We start from the raw sequence: 24285 nt of genomic DNA, 5'->3' as shown, positions 1-24285 counted from the left end.
TCTTATTAACCTTTAAGCTGGGCCAGGGCGCGGTAATCCGCTCCCAGCGTGGCCTGTAAAATCTCTTTCGGATAATCGTCGGTCACTAACGCTTCGCCCATGCGGCGCAGCAGCACCAGTCGTAGTCGACCGTCGATCACTTTCTTATCTATCGCCATGTGTTCGAGAAAGTCGGCCTCGGTCATCTCCTCAGGCGGAATGACCGGCAAACCGGCGCGCTGGAACAGGCGGATACCGCGATCACGCTCCTGGGCGCTGATCCAACCCAGGCGTTGCGACATCTCAAGTGCCATCACCGTGCCAGCCGCTACAGCCTCCCCGTGCAACCACACACCATAGCCCATGTGCGTTTCGATCGCATGGCCGAAGGTGTGGCCGAGGTTCAAAGTGGCCCGTACACCGGATTCCCGTTCGTCGGCATTCACCACCAGCGCCTTCGCGGCACAGGAGCGGGAAATCGCTTCGGTGAGCGCCACCTGGTCGAGGCCGCGCAAGGCGTCCACGTATTCTTCCAGCCAGGTCAGGAACGGCTCGTCGCAAATCAGCCCGTACTTGATGACTTCCGCCAGGCCCGCCGACAGCTCGCGTGGTGGCAGGGTGTTGAGGGTCGCGGTATCGATCAGCACGGCTTGGGGCTGATAAAACGCGCCGACCATGTTCTTGCCAAGCGGATGGTTGATACCTGTCTTGCCGCCCACCGACGAATCGACCTGGGACAGCAGGGTGGTCGGCACCTGAATAAAGTCCACGCCACGCTGGTAGCAGGCCGCCGCAAAGCCAGCCATGTCGCCGATCACACCGCCGCCCAAGGCAATCACGGTGGTGCGACGGTCATGGCGCGCGGTCAGCAGGCCATCAAAGATCAGTTGCAGGGTTTCCCAGTTCTTGTGGGCTTCGCCGTCGGGCAAAATCACGGAAATCACTGAGTACGCCGCCAGGCTGCGGCTCAGACGCTCAAGATAAAGCGGCGCGACCGTTTCGTTGGAGATGATCGCCACTTGCCGCCCGGCAATATGCGGTGCGAGCAACTCGGGCTGGTCCAACAGACCTTCGCCAATATGGATCGGGTAGCTGCGCTCGCCTAGATCGACCTTAAGTGTCTGCATGTGTCCCCGCGTTGAAGATGTGTTGACGACCGGCAACGTCGAGACCCGACGTCGCCTGATGGCTCTACGCCACACCCTGCAGGGTGATAGCGCGCCGCCGAGAATAGCGCATTTCGGGCCTGGCTTTAACGGGGTGGCAGCCGTTGCAGGCGCTCAAGAATGTCGAGGACCACCATGCGAGGCGGCCGCTCATCGGTTTCCACCACCAGATCGGCGATTTCCCGATACAGCGGATCGCGCAGCGTGAGTAGGTCCCGCAAGGTTTTTTCCGGGTTGGCTGTGCGCAGCAACGGGCGATTACGATCACGGGCGGTGCGGCCCACCTGCTGCTCGACCGACGCATGCAGATAGACCACCCGACCACCGGCATGCAGCGCCCGACGATTTTCATCGCGCATCACCGCGCCACCGCCGGTGGCCAATACCACGCCGTCGCAGCCGCACAGCTCGGCGATCATCGCCTGCTCGCGGTCACGAAAGCCCAGCTCGCCTTCTTTATCGAAGATCCATGGGATATTGGCACCCGTGCGCAATTCAATTTCCTTGTCGGAATCTTTGAATGGCAGGCGCAGCTCTTTGGCCAGCAAACGGCCGATGGTGCTTTTTCCAGCCCCCATCGGTCCTACAAGAATCAAATTTCGCACAGAATCAACGACTCACAGCAATCGCCTGGTTATTCATAATACGCGGAGTCAGGAATACCAGCAGCTCGGATTTTTTATCCGCCACCACATCGCGCCGGAAAAGGCGGCCAAGATACGGCACATCGCCCAAAAATGGCACTTTATCTACCACTTTGCTTTGGGTATTGGAGAAAACACCGCCAATGACGATCGTCTCTCCATCCTTGACCAACACCTTGGCGTTGACCTCGTTTTTCTTGATCGGCGGTACGTCGTTGAGTTTATTGAGGTAGTCGGGCTCATCCTTGGTGACTTTGACCACCATGATCACATGGTCATCGGGGGTGATTTGCGGGGTAACCTCCAATGAAAGGGAGGCCTCCTTGAACGACACCGACGTCGCACCTTGGGAGGTGGATTCCTGGTAGGGAATTTCCGTGCCCTTCAGAATGCGCGCGGTTTCCTTGTCGGAGGTGACCACCTTGGGCTGTGAGACGATTTCTCCATTGCCGGTTTTCTCCATGGCGGTCAGTTCCAGGTCGAGCAGCAGGTTGTCGGTGATATACGCAATGCCCAGGCCGGAGGTACCAGTAAGCGAACCCAGATCTACGAACGGCGAGCTGGGTGCATTTTCAGGAGTTTGGGCACCGTCCGACTGAGGCTTCTGAATACCTCCGGCGGCCCAATTCCCTCGATTGAGGCGACCTCCCCAGCGCGCGCCCAGGCTTTTGTCGTAGTCGACGTTGGCCTCGACAATCCGCGCCTCGATCATCACCTGGCGCACCGGGATATCCAACTGCGCCACGATCCGGCGCAGCTCTTCCAAACGCTCGCCGGTCTGGTAGGCAATGATGTTGTTGGTGCGGTCATCTACGGCCACCGAACCGCGCTCATCCGTCGTTCCTTCAAAGCCGTTCACCGACTGGAACAGCTTGGCCAGGTCCGCCGCCTTAGCGTAGTTGACCTGCAATAGTTCACGCCGCAGGGGCGCCAGGTCGGCCATCTGCTTGCGCGATTCCAGCGTGAGCAATTCGCGAGCGGCCAACTCCTCGGCGGGCGCCACCAGTAGCACTCCGGCCTTTATCCGTTTATCCAAACCTTTAGTTTGCAGCACAAGATCCAGCGCTTGATCCCAGGGCACATGCTTGAGGCGTAGGGTGATGGAGCCCTGCACATCGTCGCTGACCACCAAGTTGAGGCCGGCCACATCGGCGATTTGCTGCAATACGGCGCGCAGACCAATGTCCTGGAAGTTGAGGCTCAGCTTTTCACCTGTATAGGCGCCCGACACCGCATTCCCGGGAGGCGGTAGCTGGATAAGATCCACACGATTGGGCACAGCAACAGCCATCGGTGCCGTGAACGCTATCCATAGCGCCACACCGAAGGACGAGAAAGTCCTTTTCATTGTTTGATTCCGTTATGAGTGGAGGTTTAATACGAGGGTTCGCGGGCGCTCCAGCCATGCGCCCTGTTCATCGGGAAACAACTCGACCAGTTCGATATGGCCGTCATGAATCGCTGTGATTCGACCATGATCCGGCCCGAGGTAATCGCCGACCGCCAGGCGATGCACCGTAGAGGCCTGGCGCAGCAGGACGAAAGTCTGCGCCCCGCGGGACAATGTGCCGACCATGTCGAACTGATCCACAGAGAGACCTTCCAAGGCTCCACGCGAACGAGCCAGGTCAGGGGCAACAGCCGCCCGTCCACGCGAGTGATCGACGTGCAAGGCAAGGAGCTGGAACGGATCACGTAGACCGGAGGCGTCGTAGACAAAGGGTTGTTCTTGCAGGGCTGGCGCGCCCCGTTTAACGCCTTTCTGGCTACGCCAATAGCTCTTGGCCAGCAGATCAAGCCGCAGTAGCTTGCCATCACTTCGGAGAGCAACGTCATGCACCGTAGCGATGCGCGAGAGGCCACCCAGGGCACTCACAAACGTCGCCAGGTCGTGATAGGCGCCGGTGACGCCGACCTGGACAGGCTGTTCGTTATAGAGTGGCCGAGACAGCTCATCCAACGGCGTGACGCTCTCTATCACCAACCTATTAGCCAGTGCTAACCGAGCGATGTCCTCCAGCAAGCCGGGCATCTCGGACTCACCAGGCAATTGCTGAAGAAGGCCGCTGACCTTTTCCTGCATCAGTTGGAACTGGCGAGCCTGGTCTTCAAGATCCGCGGCCACGTCAGTTCTTTCCGCGCGTTGCTGCTGCAGGGCAACACCTTGAACCTCGACCTGTCGCAATCGCTCCCGTGATGAGCTCAGGTATAGAAGGTCACCCACCACCAGCACTATGCCGGCCAGCGCACAGCCCAGCAGGACTTTGCCAGGTAAGGGCCATTTTGCAGCGTTGTGAGTCAGCGCGGAAAATTCGAGCCTGGGCAGGCTCATGGCTGGGCCTCGGAGGATTCTCCCTGGCGTACCATCAACTGGAATTCGTTGGTGCCGCGAGCGCCGTCGGCTCGCACATGTTGCAGGCGCGTAGAGTGTGCACCTTCGGAGGCTTCCAGGCGGCGCATCAACTGGGCAATGTCCTGGCTGGATTCAGCGCTGCCACTAATACTCACCGTATCGCCTTTGGCGACGACCTCATGCAAATGCACGCCATCAGGGACCGCACGGGCCAACTGATCGAGCAGTTGTGCGCCGGCGGAGCGATTATCGTGCAAGTCTTGTACGACCTTCATGCGTTCCGCCAGTTGCTGGCTTTGCACCTGAAGGTCATCAATGGTCTTGATACGCGAGTCCAGCACGGCGACGTCCTTGCTCGCATGATTATTGCGCGTCACCTGCCGGTCGATCGCCTGGTCGATCACCTGATCCGCCAGCCACACCGCCGCAAGCGCCACGCAGGCAAACGCCGCCAGCAGCATCAGGAAATATTTACGCCGCCGTTCCGCCAGCGCCTGGCGCCAAGGCAAAAAATTGATTCGTGTCATCCAGCGAAACTCCTCAGGGCCAACCCGCAAGCGACTCCCATCCCAGGGGCATCGACGACCCACTGTGTACCATCAACTCGATGGCCAAGTGTGAAGCTGGCGAAATCCTGACTGCAAGCGTGCGCCAATGCAAACTCTTCGATGTCCACGACACTGGTCGCCAACCCAGCCAGCGCCAAAACGGCTTCACGGGCCTCGACGTGCTCCTTGAGACAGGCTGCCAGCAATACCTCGACCCGCGCTGACCCCTGCGCCGAAATGCCCTGAACCTGAAAATCCAGTGCCACTTCATCCAGCGGATAAGGAATGTATTGATCTGCTTCCATCTGAATCCTCCAGGCCATTTCGTCATCACTCAGCCCTGCAGGCATTTCAATTACCCGAGTAATCACCGAAGGCCCCGCAACGGCAACAGCCGCCCGCTTGGCCGACGTGCCAAGCCGAGACAGTGCGATGTAAAGCGCCTGCCCAATACCTTCCAGGTCCAGCAGGGTGCCATCGACTACCGAATGGGCAGACAGCGCCTGTGTGGCGTAGCTTTGCACGGTGTAACCGCTGGCTGAACGACTGATTTCAACCAGCTTGATCCCCGCTTCATTGATGTCGACGCCCAGGACGGTGTCGTCTTTTCGCCTGAAAAATCCCTTTTCCATAAAACTCCCCAAAACTTTCCCTGTCATAACGCCTGATTGCGGCTGGGCGCCGCGCATTCGGTCGGCATGTTGAAGTGGCGCGAATGACGCCCCAACCCGAAAAATGCTTTAATGCCCAGCGTTTTTTCCCGCTTTTTCTCTGCTGCCCGGGTCGATCCATCGTTTGCCATGCATGCCCCGACGCCTAACTCATTCTTTTCTCTGGAAATCCAAAAGCCTTGATTCGTCTGCTGAAGTTTTTCGGGTACTCCATTGTCGCGATCGTCTGCGGGCTACTGCTCGTACTCAGCGGGGCCTACCTCTACCTTAGTCCGGGTTTACCCTCCGTAGAGGCACTCAGAAGTATCCAGTTGCAGATTCCTTTGCGGGTCTACAGCAGCGATGAAAAACTGATCGCGGAGTTCGGCGAAATGCGCCGCACACCGATCCGTTTTGCCGACATTCCGCCCAATTTCATCAGCGCCCTGCTGTCAGCCGAAGATGATAATTTTGCCAACCACTATGGCGTCGACCCCAGCAGCCTGGTTCGCGCCGCCACACAATTGGTAAAAAGCGGACACATTCAATCCGGCGGCAGCACCATCACCATGCAGGTGGCGAAGAACTTCTTCCTCACCAGCGAACGCAGCTTTTCGCGTAAAGCCACCGAGATCCTGCTGGCATTGCAGATCGAGCGTCAGCTGACCAAGGACGAGATCCTTGAGCTTTACGTTAACAAGATCTACTTGGGCAACCGCGCCTACGGCATCGAAGCCGCGTCCCAGGTGTACTACGGCAAGTCCATTCGCGACGCCAGCCTGGCGCAGATGGCGATGATTGCCGGCCTTCCAAAGGCGCCTTCGCGCTTCAACCCACTGGCCAACCCGGCGCGCAGTAAAGAGCGCCGCGACTGGATCCTTGGGCGCATGTACAAACTGGGCAAGATCGACCAAGCCGCTTATGAAAGCGCGATAGCCGAACCACTGAACGCCAGCTATCACGTACCGACGCCGGAAGTGAACGCACCTTATATCGCTGAAATGGCGCGTGCGGAGATGGTCGGCCGTTATGGCAGCGAGGCCTACACGGAAGGCTTCCGCGTGACGACGACGGTTCCGAGCAACTTGCAGGACATCGCCAATGACGCAGTGCATTCCGGCCTGATCACTTACGACCAGCGCCACGGCTACCGAGGCCCTGAATCGCGCTTGCCGGGCAAAACCCTGAGCGCCTGGACGACCGAGCTGGGTAAACAGCGCGCGATCAGCGGGCTGGAGCCGGCCATCGTCACCCAGGTGAAGAAAGATGGCCTGCAGGTACTGACACGCACCGGCGAAGCCCACGTAGCCTGGGACAGCATGAAGTGGGCACGCCCGTTCCTGAACACCAACAGCATGGGCCCGATGCCCAAGCAGCCGTCAGACGTCGCGCAAGTGGGCGACCTGATCCGCGTGCTACGCCAGAAAGACGACAGTCTTAAATTCAGCCAAGTACCGCTGGCCCAAGGTGCGCTGGTCTCGTTGGACCCGCAAAACGGTGCAATCCGCGCCCTGGTGGGTGGCTTCGCCTTTGAGCAGAGCAACTACAACCGTGCCACCCAGGCCAAGCGCCAGCCGGGCTCAAGCTTCAAGCCGTTTATCTATAGTGCCGCACTGGATAACGGCTACACCGCCGCCAGTCTGGTCAACGATGCACCGATCGTGTTTGTCGACGAGTACCTGGACAAGGTCTGGCGCCCGAAAAACGACACCAACACGTTCCTTGGCCCTATCCGTATCCGCGAGGCGTTGTACAAGTCGCGCAACCTGGTGTCGATCCGCTTGCTGCAGGCGATGGGCGTCGGCAAGACCATCGATTACATGACGCGTTTTGGCTTCAGCAAGTCAGACCTGCCTCCTAACCTGTCCCTGGCGCTCGGCACGGCAACCCTCACGCCGATGGAAATTGCCACCGGCTGGAGCACGTTTGCCAACGGCGGCTACAAAATCGCGCCGTACCTGATCGACAAGATCGAAAGCCGCAATGGCGACACCCTGTTCACCGCCAACCCACCGCGCGTGCCGGGTGATGTGGTCAACGGCGTGGCGGCCACTGACGGGTTGGCAGCGCCGAGCAACGGCGGCATTACCATCGAGCCGACACCAGGCGCCTCGCCAGCCGTAAACACCGCTGCAACCGAACCACAGACACCTGCCGTGGCCGAGCGCATCGTGGATGGCCGCACGACGTATATCCTCAACAGCATCCTCGAAGACGTGATCAAGAAAGGCACCGGACGCCGCGCACTGGCCTTGGGCCGTGCGGACATCGCGGGCAAGACCGGTACCACCAACGAATCCAAGGACGCCTGGTTCTCCGGCTATAACGCCGACTACGTGACTACCGTGTGGACTGGCTATGACCAGCCCGAAAGCCTCGGTCGTCGAGAGTTCGGTGGCACCGTCGCACTGCCGATCTGGATGAGCTACATGGGCGCAGCCTTGAAAGACAAACCGCTGCATACCCAGCCGGAGCCGGAAGGCATCCTTAGCCTGCGGATCGACCCGGTGAGTGGCCGTGCGGCATCGCCAAGCACGCCGAATGCGTACTTCGAACTGTTCAAGAGCGAAGACACGCCGCCGTCGGTCAATGAACTGGGTAACGGCGTTGCACCGGGCAGCCCGCTGCCGGCAGATGAGGCGGCGCCGATCGACCTGTTCTAACGGAGTCTGTGTTTGAACACAGATCCAATGTGGGAGGGGGCTTGCCCCCGATACCAGTGGAGCAGCCAACTCATCAAGTGGCTGACACTCCGCCATCGGGAGCAAGCCCCCTCCCACCTTTGGTTCTGCGCAGGCCGCGGTTTTTATAGCCACACAGCAAAAAGCCCCGACTCGCGAGAGCCGGGGCTTTTTGTTGGTGCGCTGACTCGCGAGAGCCGGGGCTTTTTGTTGGTGCGCTACAACGGCTTAGCCGTTGAACACATCATCCACGCTTTGCAGCGGGTAGTTCTTCGGATACGGCAGGGTGGCCACACCGGTCTCGATGGCGGCTTTGGCCACGGCATCGGAGATCAGGGTGATCAGGCGCTTATCCATTGGTTTCGGAATGATGTACTCACGACCGAATTCCAGCTTGGCACCACCGTAGGCATCGCACACGTCCTGAGGCACCGGCAGCTTGGCCAGTTCACGCAGGGCATTGGCGGCAGCTACTTTCATCTCTTCGTTGATGCGCTTGGCGCGAACGTCCAGGGCACCACGGAAGATGAACGGGAAACCCAGAACGTTGTTGACCTGGTTCGGGTAGTCCGAACGACCGGTGGCCATGATCACGTCGTTACGAGTGGCGTGAGCCAGTTCCGGCGAGATCTCTGGGTCCGGGTTGGAGCAGGCGAATACGATCGGGTTGGCCGCCATGGACTTCAGACCTTCGGCGCTCAGCAGGTTCGGGCCGGACAGGCCGACGAACACGTCTGCACCGTCAAGGGCGTCAGCCAGGGTGCGCTTGGAGGACGGGTGGGCAAACATCGCCTTGTACTGGTTCAGATCGGTACGCTCGGACTGGATCACGCCCTTGCTGTCGACCATGTAGATGTTTTCCAGCTTGGCGCCCATGCTCACGATCAGCTTCATGCAGGAGATGGCCGCAGCACCGGCGCCCAGGCAGACGATTTTGGCATCGGACAGGGTTTTACCAGCGATTTCCAGGGCGTTGATCATGCCGGCCGCGGTAACGATCGCGGTGCCGTGCTGGTCATCGTGGAATACCGGAATGTCGCACTGTTCGATCAGGGCCTTTTCGATCTCGAAGCACTCAGGTGCCTTGATGTCTTCCAGGTTGATGCCACCGAAGGTGATGGAGATACGCTTGACGGTGTCGATGAAGGCCTGCGGGCTCTCGGAATCGACTTCGATGTCGAAAACGTCGATGCCGGCGAAGCGCTTGAACAGCACGCCTTTACCTTCCATGACTGGCTTGGAAGCCAATGGGCCGAGGTTGCCCAGGCCAAGAATCGCGGTGCCATCGGAAATCACTGCAACCAGGTTGCCCTTGCCTGTGTACTTGTACGCCAGCTCGGGATCACGAGCGATTTCACGTACGGGCTCAGCCACGCCGGGGCTGTAGGCCAACGACAGATCGCGGGCAGTGGCAGTGGCTTTGGTGAGCTCTACACTCAGCTTTCCTGGACGAGGATGGGCATGATATTCGAGAGCGGCAGTTTTCAAATCAGACATATCGGCATTCCGCTTTTACTGTTGGTCGACGGACCGCCGAGGATACTCGTGTCGTAAAGCCCCTACAAGACTGGGCAGTCACAGGTGTCAAGGCCCCGAAACGACGTACTTTAGTCTAAAGCCACGGTATACAAGGGCTAGACTGTTCACAATCGACATAAAAAATGTCTACAATTTTTTATTAAAACGTCAATTTGATCATGCTGGAGTCGGTCAGCGGCAACAGCCAACGCGCATGATCGTGTTTCAGGCCGCCGCGCTTGGAGCGATCCTGCACCCAACCCCGAGCCTCGACTACCTTGCCTTGCAGACCATTAAGCAGACCGACATCGAATGTGTGGGCCAGATCGGGTGCAATGCGTAATACCAGTGAACGCTCCAATTCTATCCAGATGCCACCTCGATTGCGTTCGATCTTGCTTACGCGGCCGCTGACCAAGGCAAAGCCGGATTGCTTGAGCTGCGCCACTGGCTGTATTGGCGATTGCCGCCAGAGGCCCAGACTTGCCTGACGGGCGCGGTTTTCAGCGGTTTGCTGGCAGGCGACGAGATCCACATTGGGCGCGACGCCCACCTGGAATCCAAGGCCCTCAGCCAGCAATTGCGCCTCCAAGTTCTCGCCATTGCCACCGTAAAGGTGGGCCAGGGTACGACCGTAATGATCTTTAGGCTCGCGCCCCGGCACCAGGCCGACGCGACCGCCGCTGGCCGCCACCAACGCCTGCAAACGCTGGCGAGCGGCGACAGAATAGGGCTCATCGGTTCGGCCCTTTTTGCCGGTCTCCGGCGCATTAAGGCCGATCATCCGCACGCTGCGGCCATCCTTGAGACGTACGGTATCGCCATCAACCACACGCTGCACCTCGACCTGGGACACGGACGTCGGTGCAGGGCAAAACACCTCGGCCTGAACAGCCGACAGCCAAATCCCAGGCACAAAAAAGGCGCCCACAAGGGACGCCTTTTTCAACAGCTGGCAAAAGCCCATAAGGCCTTTGAGCCTTACTCTGCTGGAGTAGCAGGCTTCTTGCCGAAAGCACCAAAGCGATCTGCGAAGCGCTGTACGCGGCCGCCGGTGTCCAGAGTCTTCTGCTTACCGGTGTAGAACGGGTGGCACTCGTTGCATACGTCAGTACCCAGTGGCTTGCACAGGTTCGAGCGAGTTTCGAACTTGTTGCCGCAGCTGCAGGTTACTTCGATGGTTTCGTACGCTGGATGGATATCGGCTTTCATGGCACTTCCTCGGGCTAGCGTGCCGCCACTCGACACTATTGTCGAATACCGCACGTAATTAGGCCGCGGATTCTACCAGACCTTTTTAAACGCGCAAGCGGCCCTTGCGGCCGATTCCCAACATAAAAGCTCCTTTCATCAGAAAACCATGGCATACCCAAGCCTTGCCCTGTCTGCTAGGCTCCCGCCCTTCCTCATCACCCTCCTTATATGGAACCCCGCGTGCCCGACGCCATTTTGCGCCTAGCCCTGCCCTCGCCCCTGCGCCGCCTGTTCGACTACCGGGCCCCGGCCGGCGTGCTGCGAGCGCAATTGCAGCCAGGCATGCGCGTGCGCGTACCCTTTGGCCGACGGGAAATGATCGGCGTTCTGATAGAAGTCGCCGATCACAGCGAAGTCCCGGCCGAAAAGCTCAAACCGGCCCTGGCCATCCTGGACGCCACCGCACCATTGCCGCCCGCGCTATTCAAGCTGTGCCTATGGACCGCCCAGTATTACCAGCACAGCCTGGGCGACACCTTGAGCTGGGCGCTGCCGGTGCTGTTGCGTCAGGGAGAGTTGGCCGAAGCACGCCAGGAGCGTTTCTGGTCGACGGTGCCCGGTGCCCGTCTCGATGACCCGCGCATCGCCCGTGCCCCGCGCCAGCGTGAAGCCCTGGCAACCCTGGCCCAACATCCACACGGCGTAGCGCATCAGCTATTGAGCAAGCTGATGCTGAGCAAGGACAGCCTCGACCTGCTGCTAGCCAAAGGCCTGGTGCAGGTGGAAATCCGCAAGCACGCCCCCGACCCGCGCCACGAACATTGGCTGGCCCAGCCGGAATTACCGCTGAACCCCGAGCAACGCGCGGCGTATGAAGCGATTCGCGCAGGTTTCGACAGTTTCCATGCGTTCCTGCTGGCCGGCGTCACCGGCAGCGGCAAGACCGAAGTCTATTTGCAGTTGATCCGCGAAACCCTGCAGGCCGGCAAGCAGGCACTGGTGTTGATCCCTGAGATCAACCTCGGCCCGCAAACCCTGGCGCGTTTCGAACAGCGCTTCAACGCTCGCATCGCACTGGTGCACTCGGCGGTCAACGACCGTGAACGTCTCGAGTCGTGGCTGGCCGCGCGAGATGGCGAGGCTGACATTATTATCGGCACCCGTTCGGCGCTGTTTACGCCGATGAAAAACCCCGGCCTGATCATCATCGACGAGGAGCACGACGGCTCCTATAAACAGCAGGAAGGCCTGCGTTACCACGCCCGCGACCTCGCACTGGTGCGCGCGCGCCAGGAAGACATTCCGATTGTGCTCGGTTCGGCCACCCCATCCCTGGAAAGCCTGCACAACGCCTACACCGGCCGTTATGGGCTCCTACGCTTGAATGAGCGCGCTGGCGGCGCCAAGCAGCCTCGCTTCATGCGCCTGGACGTCAAAAGCCGTCCGCTGGACAGCGGCATTTCCGGGCCGATGCAGCAAGCCATCGGCCAGACCCTTGCCGCTGGTCAGCAAGTATTGGTGTTTCTCAACCGCCGCGGCTTTGCGCCGACACTGCTGTGCCATGACTGCGGCTGGATGTCTGAGTGCGAGCGCTGCGATGCGCGCATGACCGTGCACCAACGCCACGGCGAGCTGCGCTGCCACCACTGCGGCCATGTGGAACGTGTGCCTCGCCATTGCCCACAGTGCGGCAAGGTGGACCTGCGTCCGGTGGGCGCGGGGACCGAACGTGCCGAAGAGCGCTTGGGCATTCTGTTTCCGGATTACCCGGTACTGCGAGTCGACCGCGATAGCACGTCGCGCAAAGACGCGATGAATCAGCTGTTCGCCACTATTCAGAAAGGCCAGCCGTGCATCCTGGTGGGCACGCAGATGCTCGCCAAAGGGCACCACTTTCCACGGGTGACACTGGTGTCGATCCTGGATGCCGACGGTGGTTTGTTTTCCGGGGACTTCCGCGCCAGCGAGCGCATGGCGCAGTTGATCGTGCAGGTCGCGGGTCGTGCCGGGCGCGCGGAGGAGCCGGGCAAGGTGATTATTCAGACGCACCTCGCTGACCACCCTTTGCTGATCCAACTGACCGAACAAGGCTATTTTGCCTTCGCCGAACAAGCACTGAGCGAACGCCGTTCCGCCGGCCTGCCGCCGTTTGCGCACCTGGCATTGCTGCGAGCAGAAGCGCACAAGCCCGGCCAGGCCGAAGGTTTTCTTGATGAAGCATGCAGCGTCGCCGAAAGTTTACTGGGCGAACTGAGCCTGACCGGCATCGAACTGCTCGGCCCGGTGCCCGCGCCCATGGAGCGCCGCGCCGGACGCTATCGCGCTCAGCTACTCTTGCAGGCAACCTCACGCGCACCGCTGCATCGACTATTAAGTAGCTGGCTGCTTGCCCTGGAGCAAATGCCCAGCGGCCGACAAGTGCGATGGTCGTTGGATGTAGACCCGGTAGATTTGTATTAACCCAGGCCACAGGTCCCGCGAAGGTTGGCAAGCCCGCCCTCGCCACGGATAATGCCCAGTTTTTCCACCTGCGCATCGCGCGCCGCCGCTTGCGGTCGAAAGAGAACACCATGAAAGACACCATTCGCCAGCTGATCCAACAAGCCCTCACCCAACTCGTCAACGAAGGTGTGTTGCCTGAAGGCCTGACGCCGGCGATCCAGGTGGAAAACACCCGAGACAAGACCCACGGCGACTTCGCCAGCAACATCGCGATGATGCTGTCCAAGCCGGCTGGCATGAAGCCGCGCGACCTGGCGGAAAAAATCATCGCCGCGCTGCCGGCTGATGAGAGTGTGACCAAGGCCGAAATCGCCGGCCCTGGCTTTATCAACTTCTTCCAAAACACCCAGGCCCTGGCTTCGCGCCTGGATGCAGCCCTCGCCGATGCCAAGATCGGCGTACGTAAGGCCGGCCCGGCTCAGCGCGTGGCCATTGACCTGTCGGCACCTAACCTCGCCAAAGAGATGCATGTCGGCCACCTGCGCTCGACCATCATTGGCGATGGCGTGGCGCGGGTGCTGGAGTTCCTGGGCGACACCGTGATCCGCCAGAACCACGTGGGCGACTGGGGCACCCAGTTCGGCATGCTGATGGCTTATCTGCAGGAAAACCCGATCACCAGCAACGAGCTGTCGGACCTGGAGAACTTCTACCGCGCCGCCAAAAAGCGTTTTGATGAATCCGAAGAGTTCGCCGACCGGGCCCGTGGCCTGGTGGTGAAACTGCAGGCCGGCGACAAGGAATGCCTGGATCTGTGGGGCCGCTTCCGTGATATCTCGCTGTCCCACTGCCAGGAAATCTACGAGCTGCTCAACGTCAAGTTGACCATGGCCGACGTGATGGGTGAAAGCGCCTACAACGACGACCTGATCAATGTGGTCAACGACCTCAAGGCCAAGGACCTGCTGGTCGAGAGCAACGGCGCGCAGTGCGTGTTCCTCGAAGAATTCAAGACCGCCGACGGCGAGCCGCTGCCGGTGATCATCGTCAAGGCCGATGGTGGCTACCTCTACGCCACCACCGACTTGGCCGCCGTGCGCTACCGCAGCGGCGTGCTCAAGGCGGATCGCGCGCTGTATTTCGTCGACCAGCGCCAAGCCCTGCACTTCCAGCAGGTGTTCGAAGTGGCGCGCCGTGCGGGCTTCATCACCCACCCGATGCACATGGAACACATGGGCTTTGGCACCATGAACGGCGCCGATGGCCGTCCGTTCAAGACCCGCGACGGCGGCACCGTGAAGCTGATCGACCTGCTGAACGAAGCCCAGGAGCGTGCCTACAACCTGGTGAAGGAAAAGAACCCGGAGCTGGCCGAAGCCGACCTGCGCAACATCGCCCGCGTAGTGGGGATTGGCGCGGTGAAATACGCCGACCTGTCCAAGCACCGCACCAGCGACTACAGCTTCAACTTCGAACTGATGCTCAACTTCGAAGGCAACACCGCGCCGTACCTGCTGTACGCCTACACCCGCGTGGCCGGTGTGTTCCGCAAGCTGGGCAAGGACTTCAGCGAAGTCGAAGGCCAGATCGTGCTGGACGCGCCTCATGAACAGGAACTGGCCGCCAAACTGGCGCAATTCGGCGAAGTGCTGAACAGCGTCGGCGAGAAAGGCACGCCGCATATCCTCTGCACCTACCTGTATGAAGTCGCCGGATTGTTCTCCAGCTTCTACGAGAACTGCCCGATCCTCACCGCCGACGACGAAGCCCAGAAGCAAAGCCGCCTGCGCCTCGCCGCACTGGCTGGACGGACCCTCAAGCAAGGCCTGGAACTGTTGGGCCTGGAAACTCTGGAGCGTATGTAAGTTGGCTGCCAAGAAAAAACCTGCACCCAAGCGCGGCGCCAGCCGCTACCAGGCCCCGGCGAAGAAGCCGATTCCGGGCTGGTTGTGGATGGCCATCGGCCTCACGGTTGGCGCGTTTATCGTGTTCCTGATGAAGCTGGATCCCGGCCAGGGCGATGACGTCAAACGGGTCAAACAGGAACAGCAGAAAGCCACGAAAATGGCCGAAGCCAATAAGACAGCGCCTAGCCCGACGGCACCAGTGAAGCCGAAATACGACTTCTACACGTTGCTGCCGGAATCGGAAGTGATCGTGCCGCCTGACGCCGTGCCGGAGAAAACCCTGCCGACGCCGCAAGTGCCGACCACCCCGGTGACCCCAGCGGAAGCCGCGAAAATCGACACCGCGCGGGCCCAGGCAGCACTGGCCGGGATTACTCCGCCGCCCGCACCACCGGTTGCGGAGACCAAAGCGGCGCCGGTGACCAAGTTCTTCCTGCAAGCGGGCTCGTTCCCGAAACAGGCGGATGCGGATCGTGTGCGTGCGCAGATTATTCTGCTGGGCCAGACGGTGACGGTGGAGTCGGGCACTGTAAAGGACGCGACCTGGTATCGCGTCCTGGTGGGGCCGTTCAGCAACCGCGAACAGCTGACCGTGGCACAGAAACAATTGGCCGGCGCAGGGTTTAGCAACCTGTTGTTACAACAACGCCAGAGCCGCTGATTTCGAAGACACAACAGCATTAATGTGGGAGGGGGATTGCCCCCGATGGCGGTGTATCAGTCACCAGATTCATTGACTGACACTCCGCCATCGGGGGCAAGCCCCCTCCCACATTTGGTTTTGCAGCGCTCTGAAATGTGTGTCAGACCGATAAACACCACTCGTCCGCCATAAACCCCTACGGTTGAAATCCCCCCCGCCACCCCCATATGAGTTTCCATCAGGGCATTTTCGCCCCGCTGCGTGGAGACTCTCCCCTTGACCACCATCGTTTCAGTACGTCGCCACGGCAAAGTCGTCATGGGCGGCGACGGCCAGGTTTCCCTGGGTAACACCGTGATGAAAGGCAACGCGAAGAAAGTCCGTCGCCTGTACCACGGCCAGGTGCTCGCCGGCTTTGCTGGCGCTACCGCCGACGCTTTTACCCTCTTCGAGCGTTTCGAAGGCCAGCTTGAGAAACATCAGGGCCACCTTGTGCGCGCCGCTGTGGAGCTTGCTAAAGAATGGCGCACCGACCGCTCCCTCAGCCGCCTGGAAGCCATGCTGGCTGTAGCAAACAAAGACGCTTCGCTGATCATCACCGGCAACGGCGATGTGGTTGAACCCGAGCACGGCTTGATCGCCATGGGCTCCGGTGGCGGTTACGCCCAGGCCGCGGCGAGCGCACTGTTGAAGAAAACCGACCTGTCGGCCCGCGAAATCGTCGAAACCGCCCTGGGTATCGCCGGTGACATTTGCGTGTTCACCAACCACAACTTCACCATTGAGGAGCAGGACCTCGCCGAGTAAGCCGTAGGCTTATTCCCGCTTGAGGCCGCCAAAAACTATGTCCATGACTCCCCGCGAAATCGTCCATGAACTCAACCGCCATATCATCGGCCAGGACGATGCCAAGCGCGCCGTTGCCATCGCGCTGCGTAACCGCTGGCGCCGGATGCAACTGCCCGAAGAATTACGCGTTGAAGTAACACCGAAGAACATCCTGATGATCGGCCCGACCGGTGTCGGTAAAACCGAAATCGCCCGGCGCCTGGCCAAGTTGGCCAATGCCCCGTTCATCAAGGTCGAAGCGACCAAGTTCACCGAAGTCGGCTATGTGGGCCGTGACGTCGAGTCGATCATCCGTGATCTGGCCGACGCCGCCCTGAAGATGCTGCGCGAACAGGAAGTGACCAAGGTCAGCCACCGCGCCGAAGACGCCGCCGAAGAACGCATCCTCGATGCCCTGTTGCCACCGGCACGCATGGGTTTCAACGAAGACGCAGCGCCGTCGTCCGATTCCAACACCCGCCAACTGTTCCGCAAACGCCTGCGCGAAGGCCAGTTGGATGACAAGGAAATCGAGATTGAAGTCGCCGAGGTCTCCGGCGTCGATATTTCCGCACCGCCTGGCATGGAAGAAATGACCAGCCAGTTGCAGAACCTGTTCGCCAACATGGGCAAGGGCAAGAAGAAAAGCCGCAAGCTCAAGGTGAAAGAGGCGCTCAAGCTGGTACGCGACGAAGAAGCCGGGCGCCTGGTGAACGAGGAAGAGCTCAAGGCCAAAGCTCTGGAAGCTGTCGAGCAGCATGGCATCGTGTTTATCGACGAGATCGACAAGGTGGCCAAGCGCGGCAATTCCGGCGGCGTCGATGTGTCCCGCGAAGGCGTACAGCGCGACCTGCTGCCGCTGATCGAAGGCTGCACCGTGAACACCAAGCTGGGCATGGTCAAGACCGACCACATCCTGTTTATCGCTTCCGGTGCGTTCCACCTGAGCAAGCCAAGCGACCTGGTGCCGGAGTTGCAAGGTCGTCTGCCGATTCGCGTAGAGCTGAAGGCACTGACCCCTGGCGACTTCGAACGCATCCTCAGCGAACCGCATGCGTCGCTCACTGAGCAGTATCGCGAGCTGTTGAAAACCGAAGGCCTGGGCATTGAGTTCCTGCCGGACGGTATCAAGCGCTTGGCTGAGATCGCGTGGCAGGTCAACGAGAAGACCGAAAACATCGGCGCACGTCGCCTGCACACGTTGCTTGAGCGCTTGCTTGAGGAAGTGTCTTTCAGCGCCGGCGACATGGCCGGTGCGCAGAATGGCGAGGCGATCAAGATCGACGCCGAATACGTCAACAGCCACTTGGGCGAATTGGCACAGAACGAAGACTTGTCGCGGTATATTCTGTAAGCCTCACACAGAACTGCTTTGCTTCAAATGTGGGAGGGGGCTTGCCCCCGATAGCGGTGGATCAGTCAGCTTATCTATAGCTGACCCACTGCAATCGGGGGCAAGCCCCCTCCCACATTTTTAAGCCGGTTTATTCAAGAGCACCTCATATGGCCAAGTTTCCTACTGCTGTAAACCTGCACAAAACCTCAAACACCCTCGGTCTCACCTACGGGCCCGACGAGGTATACCAACTTCCCGCCGAACTGCTGCGCACCCACTCGCCTTCCGCCGAGGTCCAGGGCCACGGCAAACCCATCCTGCAATTCGGCAAGCTCAACGTTAAGTTGATCAAAGTAGAACCGGCCGGTCAGTACGCACTGAAATTGACCTTCGACGATGGGCATGACAGCGGACTGTTCACTTGGGACTACCTCTATCAATTGGCCGTGCGTCAGGACGCGTTGTGGACCGATTATCTCGCCGAGCTCAAAGCCGCCGGCAAAACCCGCGACCCGAGTCAGTCGGTCGTGCGGCTGATGCTCTAGTCCAGGCTTCTCGCTCATTAGAGGGCATTTTCTAATTTCATCTGTTTGAATGCCCTGTCGCGTGGTCAACGATTGGCCCGCTTGCGAAAAAAATTAAACTCGGGTAACCAATGGAACTGGCAAGTTCCCTGCATTTGACGATGCGGTATCAACGGTCACCCGAGTCGCAGTACCAGGCTTGTGTTGTGTATCGAAACTTGGTGCACGGCGGTACCCGGTACTCGTCTTTCGGACAATGGAGCGTCGTAGATGAGTAACAAGAACAACGATGACTTGAAACGCCAGGCCTCGGAAAACACCCTGGGGCTCAACCCGATCATCGCGTTACGCAAAAAGGATTTACTGGCCTCGGCCAAGATGGTGCTGACCCAAGCCATCAAGCAACCGTTGCACAGCGTCAAGCACGTCGCCCACTTTGGCGTTGAATTGAAGAATGTGATGTTCGGCAAATCGGAGCTGGTGCCTGAGAGCGACGACCGTCGCTTCCACGACCCGGCCTGGAGCCAGAACCCGCTCTACAAGCGCTACCTGCAAACCTACCTGGCGTGGCGCAAGGAACTGCATGACTGGATTGGCGACAGCAACCTGTCGGACCAGGACATCAGCCGCGGCCACTTCGTAATCAACCTGATGACCGAAGCCATGGCCCCCACCAACAGCGCAGCCAACCCGGCGGCAGTCAAACGCTTCTTTGAAACCGGCGGTAAAAGCCTGCTCGACGGCCTGTCACATTTGGCCAAGGACATGGTGCACAACGGCGGCATGCCGAGCCAGGTCAACATGGGCGCCTTTGAAGTGGGCAAGTCCCTTGGCACCACTGAAGGCGCGGTGGTGTTTCGCAACGACGTGCTGGAGCTGATCCAGTACAAGCCAATCACCGAGCAGGTGCATGAGCGCCCGCTGCTGGTCGTACCGCCGCAGATCAACAAATTCTACGTATTCGACCTGAGCCCGGAAAAGAGCCTGGCGCGCTTCTGCCTGCGCAACGGCCAGCAAACCTTTATCGTCAGTTGGCGAAACCCGACCAAGGCCCAGCGCGAATGGGGCCTGTCGACCTATATCGAGGCGCTCAAGGAAGCGGTCGATGTGGTCACGGCGATCACCGGCAGCAAAGACATCAACATGCTCGGCGCCTGCTCCGGAGGCATTACCTGCACCGCTCTGCTCGGCCACTACGCGGCGCTGGGTGAGAAGAAGGTCAACGCCCTGACCTTGCTGGTGAGTGTGCTGGACACCACCCTGGACACCCAGGTGGCGCTGTTTGTGGATGAGCAGACCCTGGAAGCGGCCAAGCGTCATTCCTACCAGGCCGGCGTGCTGGAAGGCCGCGACATGGCCAAGGTATTCGCCTGGATGCGCCCCAACGACCTGATCTGGAACTACTGGGTCAATAACTACCTGCTGGGCAACGAGCCGCCGGTGTTCGACATCCTGTTCTGGAACAACGACACCACACGTTTGCCGGCCGCCTTCCATGGCGACCTGATCGAACTGTTCAAAAACAACCCGCTGGTACGCGCCAACGCACTGGAAGTGTGCGGCACGCCCATCGACCTCAAGCAGGTCACGGCGGATATTTATTCACTGGCCGGCACCAACGATCACATCACACCCTGGCAGTCTTGCTACAAGTCGGCGCAGTTGTTTGGCGGCAAAGTGGAATTTGTGCTGTCCAGCAGCGGGCATATCCAGAGCATTCTCAACCCACCGGGCAACCCCAAGGCGCGCTACCAGACCAGCGACAGCCTCGCGGGCAAGCCTCTGGAATGGCAGGAGAACGCAACCAAGCACACCGATTCCTGGTGGCTGCACTGGCAGGTATGGCAGGCAGAGCGCGCCGGGAAGCTGAAGAAGGCGCCGACGACATTAGGCAACAAAACCTACGCCGCAGCCGAAGCGGCACCTGGAACCTACGTACACGAGCGTTAGATTGAAATGGGATCAAATGTGGGAGGGGGCTTGCTCCCGATGCAGGCGACACGGAGCGCCTGCTACACCGCGTTGATGCTATCGGGAGCAAGCCCCCTCCCACGTTGACCCAATACCTACCGGACTACCTCACAGGGCTTGAGCATGCCGCAACCGTTCATCTTCCGCACCATCGACCTGGATGGCCAGACCATCCGCACGGCGGTGCGCCCGGGCAAGCCTCACTTGACGCCGCTGCTGATCTTCAACGGCATCGGCGCCAACCTTGAGTTGGTGTTTCCGTTCGTCCAGGCCCTGGACCCGGACCTGGAGGTGATTGCATTCGATGTGCCAGGCGTCGGCGGCTCATCTACCCCCAAGCGGCCCTATCGTTTTCCCGGCCTGGCCAAGCTCACCGCGCGCATGCTCGACTATCTCGACTACGGCCAGGTCAACGCCGTAGGCGTGTCCTGGGGTGGTGCACTGGCGCAACAGTTTGCCTATGACTACCCGGAGCGCTGCAAGAAACTGATCCTGGCAGCTACGGCGGCTGGCGCAGTGATGGTGCCGGGTAAGCCCAAGGTTTTGTGGCTGATGGCAAGCCCACGCCGCTACATCCAACCGTCCCATGTGGTGCGTATCGCGCCGATGATTTATGGCGGTTCTTTCCGCCGCGACTCGAACCTCGCCGCCGAACATGCGAGCAAGGTGCGATCTGCCGGCAAACTCGGTTACTACTGGCAGCTGTTCGCCGGGCTGGGCTGGACCAGCATCCATTGGCTGCACAAGATCCGCCAGCCCACCCTGGTGCTGGCGGGGGACGACGACCCGCTGATCCCCTTGATCAATATGCGCATGCTGGCTTGGCGCATCCCCAATGCGCAATTGCACATCATCGATGACGGCCACCTGTTCTTGATCACCCGGGCCGAAGCCGTGGCGCCGATCATCATGAAGTTCTTGGAAGAGGAGCGAATGCGTGCAGTGATTCATCCACGCCCGGCGGTGTAAGGACGCAACGCCGCGCAACTTGCCAGGAACCGACTATGGTTCTGAATTGGCGTGCCTGTTTGATGGCTAGACGAAGGAGTGTTGGCTCATGCGAGAAAGACCCGTGACGAACCCGGCGCCTACCCCTGCTGCGTTCATCAATGCGCAAAATGCGATCACCGGCCTCAGGGGCAGGAACTTGCTCTCGACCTTGCGCAGCGTCGCCGCCCACAGCTTGCGCAACCCGGTGCACACCGCACGGCATGCCTGGGCCTTGAGCGGCCAGTTGGGTCGGGTGCTGTTGGGCGAGACCGTGCACGAGCCCAACCCCCATGACAGCCGCTTCAGCGATCCCACCTGGAAGCTCAACCCGCTCTACCGCCGAAGTCTGCAAGCCTATTTGAGCTGGCAGAAGCAGACACGTCACTGGATCGACGACAGCGCCCTGAGCGCCGATGACCGGGCCCGCGCACACTTCGCCTTCTCCCTGCTCAACGATGCCGTCTCCCCCTCCAACACCCTGCTCAACCCGCTGGCCGTCAAAGAGTTGCTCAACTCCGGCGGCAACAGCGTGGTGCGCGGTGTGGCCAATTTGTTCGAAGACCTGCTGCACAACAACGGCTTGCCACGCCAAGTGAGCAAGCACGCGTTCGAAGTTGGCAAGACGGTTGCCACCACCCCTGGCTCGGTGGTGTTTCGCAATGAGCTGCTGGAGCTGATCCAGTACAAGCCCATGAGCGAAAAACAGTACGCCAAGCCACTGCTGATCGTGCCGCCGCAGATCAACAAGTACTACATTTTCGACTTGAGCCCGGCCAACAGCTTTGTGCAGTACGCGCTCAAAAACGGACTGCAGACCTTTATGGTCAGCTGGCGCAACCCGGATGTGCGCCACCGCGAGTGGGGCCTGTCCACCTACGTTGCGGCACTGGAGGAAGCGCTTAACGTATGCCGGGCAATCACCGGCGCCCGAGAAGTCAACCTGATGGGTGCCTGCGCCGGCGGCCTGACCATCGCCGCCTTGCAAGGCCACTTGCAGGCCAAGCGTCAGCTACGCCGCATCTCCAGCGCCAGCTACCTGGTGAGCCTGCTGGACAGCCAGATCGACAGCCCCGCCACCCTGTTCGCCGACGAGCAAACCCTGGAAGCCGCCAAACGCCGCTCCTATCAAGAGGGAGTGCTGGATGGGCGCGACATGGCCAAGGTCTTCGCCTGGATGCGCCCCAATGACCTGATCTGGAATTACTGGATCAACAACTACCTGTTGGGCAAGGAACCGCCGGCCTTCGACATCCTGTACTGGAACAACGACAACACGCGCCTGCCCGCCGCGCTGCATGGCGACCTGCTGGACTTCTTCAAGCACAACCCGCTGAGCCATCCCGGCGGCCTGGAGGTATGCGGCACGCCCATTGACTTGCAAAAGGTCACCGTGGACAGCTTCAGCGTGGCCGGCATCAACGACCACATTACGCCGTGGGACGCGGTGTATCGCTCCACACAATTGCTGGGCGGCGAGCGGCGCTTCGTACTGTCCAACAGCGGGCATATCCAGAGCATCCTCAACCCTCCGGGCAACCCCAAGGCCAACTACGTCGAGAACCCAAAGCTGAGCAGCGACCCACGCGCCTGGTACTACGACGCCAACCATGTCGAAGGCAGTTGGTGGCCGCAATGGCTGGAGTGGATCCAGCAGCGCTCGGGCGTGCAACGCGAAACCCTCACGGCTCTGGGCAACCAGAATTACCCACCGATGGAAGCGGCGCCGGGCACCTATGTGCGAGTGCGCTGAGCTCAACGATCACATTAAGAAGACTGGATGAAGACCCGCGACCGTATCCTTGAATGCGCCCTGCAGTTGTTCAACCAAAAGGGCGAGCCGAATGTATCAACCATGGAGGTGGCCAATGAAATGGGGATCAGTCCCGGCAACCTCTACTACCACTTCCATGGCAAGGAGCCGCTGATCATTGGGCTTTTTGAGCGTTTTCAAGGTGAGCTGGCGCCGTTGCTTGATCCGCCCGCAGACGCACAATTGAAGGCTGAGGATTACTGGCTGTTCCTGCACCTGATTGTCGAGCGAATGGCCCACTACCGGTTTCTGTTCCAGGACTTATCCAACTTGGCCGGACGCCTACCGAAGCTTGCCAAAGGCATTCGCAACCTGCTTACAGCGCTCAAACGTACCCTGGCATCATTGCTGGCGCGATTGAAGGCAGCGGGGCAAGTGGTCAGTGACACGCAGGCACTGGGGCAATTGGTGGAACAGATCACCATGACCTTGCTGTTTTCCCTGGATTACCAGCGGATACTTGATCGCGAAGGCGAGATACGGGTCGTGGTGTACCAGATCATGATGCTGGTAGCGCCGCACCTGCTATTGCCGACACGGCTAACGACGGAGCGGTTGGCGCTGCGTTATTTGGATGAGCCCGTTTGACGGGCCGTCATCCCGGCTCGCCGAACTGGTAACTGAACTTGAAGAGTTCGCTGTCACTGCTAATGCCCAACTTGCGATACGCCGATTGCTTCTGCGTGCTGATGGTACTTGCACTACGCGAAAACTTCGCAGCAATTGAATTTACCGTCATACCATCGAGAAAACACCGCAACACTTCCTGCTCCTTGGGTGTTGGACAAGCGTTCATTTGCAACAGAGTTGAAAGCTCCACTCTCGATTTCATATTTAGGACACCTACAGGGTTTCAAGTAAATCCGGCCTTGAGCGACCGTTCGAATGGCCGTCACCAGCTCGGTCAGGTTTTGGGTTTTGCCCAGCTCAATTGCCTGCCGAACCTTTTCATGGTCATCTAAAAGCCTGACGGTGTAAGTAGTGAGCATAGAAGCAGGCCTAGCAAAACCCGCGTAGGCTTCCTAGTCGTATACGTCGACTAAAGTCACCTGCACCAACGCATCCAATGTGACCTTTCGGTTTCCGGCACGCCAGCGCCCG

General features: G+C 59.8%; 21 protein-coding genes and 1 pseudogene. 11 read left to right on the top strand and 11 right to left on the bottom strand.

Annotated elements, in window-relative coordinates; translation table 11 throughout:
* Positions 1 to 5 precede the first annotated feature (5 nt).
* The 7 genes from aroB to AOA61_RS31215 all read right to left on the bottom strand — a co-directional run bounded on the left by aroB (position 6) and on the right by AOA61_RS31215 (position 5492).
* Entirely contained in the window at positions 6 to 1106 is a 1101-nt protein-coding gene (aroB, locus tag AOA61_RS14555; RefSeq protein WP_099602016.1) for a 3-dehydroquinate synthase, read from the bottom strand.
* 125 nt (positions 1107 to 1231) lie between these two features.
* Entirely contained in the window at positions 1232 to 1750 is a 519-nt protein-coding gene (gene aroK, locus AOA61_RS14550) for a shikimate kinase AroK (protein WP_010213757.1), read from the bottom strand.
* 4 nt (positions 1751 to 1754) lie between these two features.
* Entirely contained in the window at positions 1755 to 3080 is a 1326-nt protein-coding gene (locus tag AOA61_RS14545) for a type IV pilus secretin PilQ (RefSeq protein WP_032890266.1), read from the bottom strand.
* Positions 3081 to 3149: 69 nt separating this feature from the next.
* Positions 3150 to 4121, bottom strand: coding sequence for a pilus assembly protein PilP (locus tag AOA61_RS14540; RefSeq protein ID WP_099602015.1), 972 nt, complete (start codon positions 4119 to 4121; stop codon positions 3150 to 3152).
* A complete protein-coding gene (locus AOA61_RS14535; RefSeq protein WP_095186126.1) occupies positions 4118 to 4669 on the bottom strand; it encodes a PilN domain-containing protein in 552 nt (183 codons plus the stop codon). The genes AOA61_RS14540 and AOA61_RS14535 overlap by 4 nt, the downstream gene beginning before the upstream one ends.
* Positions 4666 to 5322 carry a type IV pilus biogenesis protein PilM gene (pilM, locus tag AOA61_RS14530; RefSeq protein WP_099602037.1) on the bottom strand — a complete coding sequence of 219 codons (657 nt, stop codon included), beginning with the start codon at positions 5320 to 5322 and terminating at the stop codon, positions 4666 to 4668. Before pilM ends, AOA61_RS14535 begins: the two co-directional genes overlap by 4 nt.
* Before the next feature lie 23 nt (positions 5323 to 5345).
* Positions 5346 to 5492: a hypothetical protein gene (locus AOA61_RS31215; protein WP_158234805.1), complete on the bottom strand. Its 147-nt coding sequence runs from the start codon at positions 5490 to 5492 to the stop codon at positions 5346 to 5348.
* 48 nt (positions 5493 to 5540) lie between these two features.
* Here AOA61_RS31215 and AOA61_RS14525 point away from each other — a divergent pair, with 48 nt between their 5' ends.
* Positions 5541 to 8003 (top strand): penicillin-binding protein 1A, encoded by a 2463-nt coding sequence (locus AOA61_RS14525; protein ID WP_099602014.1) that lies wholly within the window; start codon positions 5541 to 5543, stop codon positions 8001 to 8003.
* Positions 8004 to 8249: 246 nt separating this feature from the next.
* Here AOA61_RS14525 and AOA61_RS14520 read toward each other — a convergent pair whose 3' ends face one another.
* From AOA61_RS14520 to rpmE, 3 genes are all read right to left on the bottom strand, one after another.
* On the bottom strand, positions 8250 to 9518 hold the full coding sequence (locus AOA61_RS14520; RefSeq protein WP_032890259.1) for a malic enzyme-like NAD(P)-binding protein: 1269 nt from the start codon (positions 9516 to 9518) through the stop codon (positions 8250 to 8252).
* A 181-nt stretch (positions 9519 to 9699) separates the two neighbouring features.
* Entirely contained in the window at positions 9700 to 10506 is an 807-nt protein-coding gene (locus AOA61_RS14515) for a thermonuclease family protein (RefSeq protein ID WP_099602013.1), read from the bottom strand.
* Between the two features lie 14 nt (positions 10507 to 10520).
* Complete coding sequence (gene rpmE / locus AOA61_RS14510; RefSeq protein WP_049710411.1) at positions 10521 to 10751, bottom strand: 50S ribosomal protein L31; 231 nt, start codon at positions 10749 to 10751, stop codon at positions 10521 to 10523.
* Between the two features lie 222 nt (positions 10752 to 10973).
* On the opposite strand from rpmE, the gene AOA61_RS14505 reads away from it, so the two are divergent.
* From AOA61_RS14505 to AOA61_RS14460, 10 genes are all read left to right on the top strand, one after another.
* A complete protein-coding gene (locus AOA61_RS14505) occupies positions 10974 to 13193 on the top strand; it encodes a primosomal protein N' (protein WP_099602012.1) in 2220 nt (739 codons plus the stop codon).
* 110 nt (positions 13194 to 13303) lie between these two features.
* Positions 13304 to 15040, top strand: coding sequence for an arginine--tRNA ligase (gene argS / locus AOA61_RS14500; protein WP_099602011.1), 1737 nt, complete (start codon positions 13304 to 13306; stop codon positions 15038 to 15040).
* A 1-nt stretch (position 15041) separates the two neighbouring features.
* Positions 15042 to 15743, top strand: coding sequence for an SPOR domain-containing protein (locus AOA61_RS14495; protein WP_027605014.1), 702 nt, complete (start codon positions 15042 to 15044; stop codon positions 15741 to 15743).
* Between the two features lie 258 nt (positions 15744 to 16001).
* Positions 16002 to 16532, top strand: a complete 531-nt coding sequence (gene hslV / locus AOA61_RS14490) for an ATP-dependent protease subunit HslV (protein WP_010563201.1) — start codon at positions 16002 to 16004, stop codon at positions 16530 to 16532.
* Positions 16533 to 16569: 37 nt separating this feature from the next.
* Positions 16570 to 17907: an ATP-dependent protease ATPase subunit HslU gene (gene hslU / locus AOA61_RS14485; protein WP_032890250.1), complete on the top strand. Its 1338-nt coding sequence runs from the start codon at positions 16570 to 16572 to the stop codon at positions 17905 to 17907.
* A 149-nt stretch (positions 17908 to 18056) separates the two neighbouring features.
* The gene (locus AOA61_RS14480; RefSeq protein ID WP_032890248.1) at positions 18057 to 18434 is read left to right on the top strand and encodes a gamma-butyrobetaine hydroxylase-like domain-containing protein; all 378 of its coding nucleotides are present in this window, start codon (positions 18057 to 18059) and stop codon (positions 18432 to 18434) included.
* A gap of 249 nt (positions 18435 to 18683) precedes the next feature.
* Positions 18684 to 20363: a class II poly(R)-hydroxyalkanoic acid synthase gene (gene phaC, locus AOA61_RS14475; RefSeq protein ID WP_095186132.1), complete on the top strand. Its 1680-nt coding sequence runs from the start codon at positions 18684 to 18686 to the stop codon at positions 20361 to 20363.
* A gap of 144 nt (positions 20364 to 20507) precedes the next feature.
* Positions 20508 to 21353, top strand: coding sequence for a poly(3-hydroxyalkanoate) depolymerase (gene phaZ, locus AOA61_RS14470; RefSeq protein ID WP_032890243.1), 846 nt, complete (start codon positions 20508 to 20510; stop codon positions 21351 to 21353).
* A gap of 88 nt (positions 21354 to 21441) precedes the next feature.
* Complete coding sequence (gene phaC, locus AOA61_RS14465; RefSeq protein WP_099602010.1) at positions 21442 to 23124, top strand: class II poly(R)-hydroxyalkanoic acid synthase; 1683 nt, start codon at positions 21442 to 21444, stop codon at positions 23122 to 23124.
* A 27-nt stretch (positions 23125 to 23151) separates the two neighbouring features.
* A complete protein-coding gene (locus tag AOA61_RS14460; protein ID WP_032890239.1) occupies positions 23152 to 23772 on the top strand; it encodes a TetR/AcrR family transcriptional regulator in 621 nt (206 codons plus the stop codon).
* 7 nt (positions 23773 to 23779) lie between these two features.
* Here the strand turns inward: AOA61_RS14460 and AOA61_RS32485 are convergent.
* Positions 23780 to 24110: pseudogene (locus AOA61_RS32485) on the bottom strand (helix-turn-helix transcriptional regulator); the annotation flags it as partial.
* Positions 24111 to 24285: the final 175 nt, after the last annotated feature.

It is taken from the genome of Pseudomonas sp. 2995-1, from assembly GCF_002742505.1.
GTDB lineage: Bacteria > Pseudomonadota > Gammaproteobacteria > Pseudomonadales > Pseudomonadaceae > Aquipseudomonas > Aquipseudomonas sivasensis.
Note: the sequence above shows the minus strand (reverse complement) of the source record. Positions and strands in the feature narration are given on the sequence as shown.

Excerpts from the sequence above, each read along its gene's own strand:
- pilM (WP_099602037.1), bottom strand. The coding sequence starts at position 5,322 with ATGGAAAAGGGATTTTTCAGGCGAAAAGACGACACCGTCCTGGGCGTC.
- AOA61_RS14535 (WP_095186126.1), bottom strand. The coding sequence starts at position 4,669 with ATGACACGAATCAATTTTTTGCCTTGGCGCCAGGCGCTGGCGGAACGG.
- phaC (WP_099602010.1), top strand. The coding sequence starts at position 21,442 with ATGCGAGAAAGACCCGTGACGAACCCGGCGCCTACCCCTGCTGCGTTC.
- hslU (WP_032890250.1), top strand. The coding sequence starts at position 16,570 with ATGTCCATGACTCCCCGCGAAATCGTCCATGAACTCAACCGCCATATC.
- phaZ (WP_032890243.1), top strand. The coding sequence starts at position 20,508 with ATGCCGCAACCGTTCATCTTCCGCACCATCGACCTGGATGGCCAGACC.
- rpmE (WP_049710411.1), bottom strand. The coding sequence starts at position 10,751 with ATGAAAGCCGATATCCATCCAGCGTACGAAACCATCGAAGTAACCTGC.
- AOA61_RS14460 (WP_032890239.1), top strand. The coding sequence starts at position 23,152 with ATGAAGACCCGCGACCGTATCCTTGAATGCGCCCTGCAGTTGTTCAAC.
- aroB (WP_099602016.1), bottom strand. The coding sequence starts at position 1,106 with ATGCAGACACTTAAGGTCGATCTAGGCGAGCGCAGCTACCCGATCCAT.
- AOA61_RS14545 (WP_032890266.1), bottom strand. The coding sequence starts at position 3,080 with ATGGCTGTTGCTGTGCCCAATCGTGTGGATCTTATCCAGCTACCGCCT.
- AOA61_RS14480 (WP_032890248.1), top strand. The coding sequence starts at position 18,057 with ATGGCCAAGTTTCCTACTGCTGTAAACCTGCACAAAACCTCAAACACC.
- AOA61_RS14515 (WP_099602013.1), bottom strand. The coding sequence starts at position 10,506 with ATGGGCTTTTGCCAGCTGTTGAAAAAGGCGTCCCTTGTGGGCGCCTTT.
- AOA61_RS31215 (WP_158234805.1), bottom strand. The coding sequence starts at position 5,492 with ATGGCAAACGATGGATCGACCCGGGCAGCAGAGAAAAAGCGGGAAAAA.
- phaC (WP_095186132.1), top strand. The coding sequence starts at position 18,684 with ATGAGTAACAAGAACAACGATGACTTGAAACGCCAGGCCTCGGAAAAC.
- argS (WP_099602011.1), top strand. The coding sequence starts at position 13,304 with ATGAAAGACACCATTCGCCAGCTGATCCAACAAGCCCTCACCCAACTC.
- AOA61_RS14520 (WP_032890259.1), bottom strand. The coding sequence starts at position 9,518 with ATGTCTGATTTGAAAACTGCCGCTCTCGAATATCATGCCCATCCTCGT.
- AOA61_RS14540 (WP_099602015.1), bottom strand. The coding sequence starts at position 4,121 with ATGAGCCTGCCCAGGCTCGAATTTTCCGCGCTGACTCACAACGCTGCA.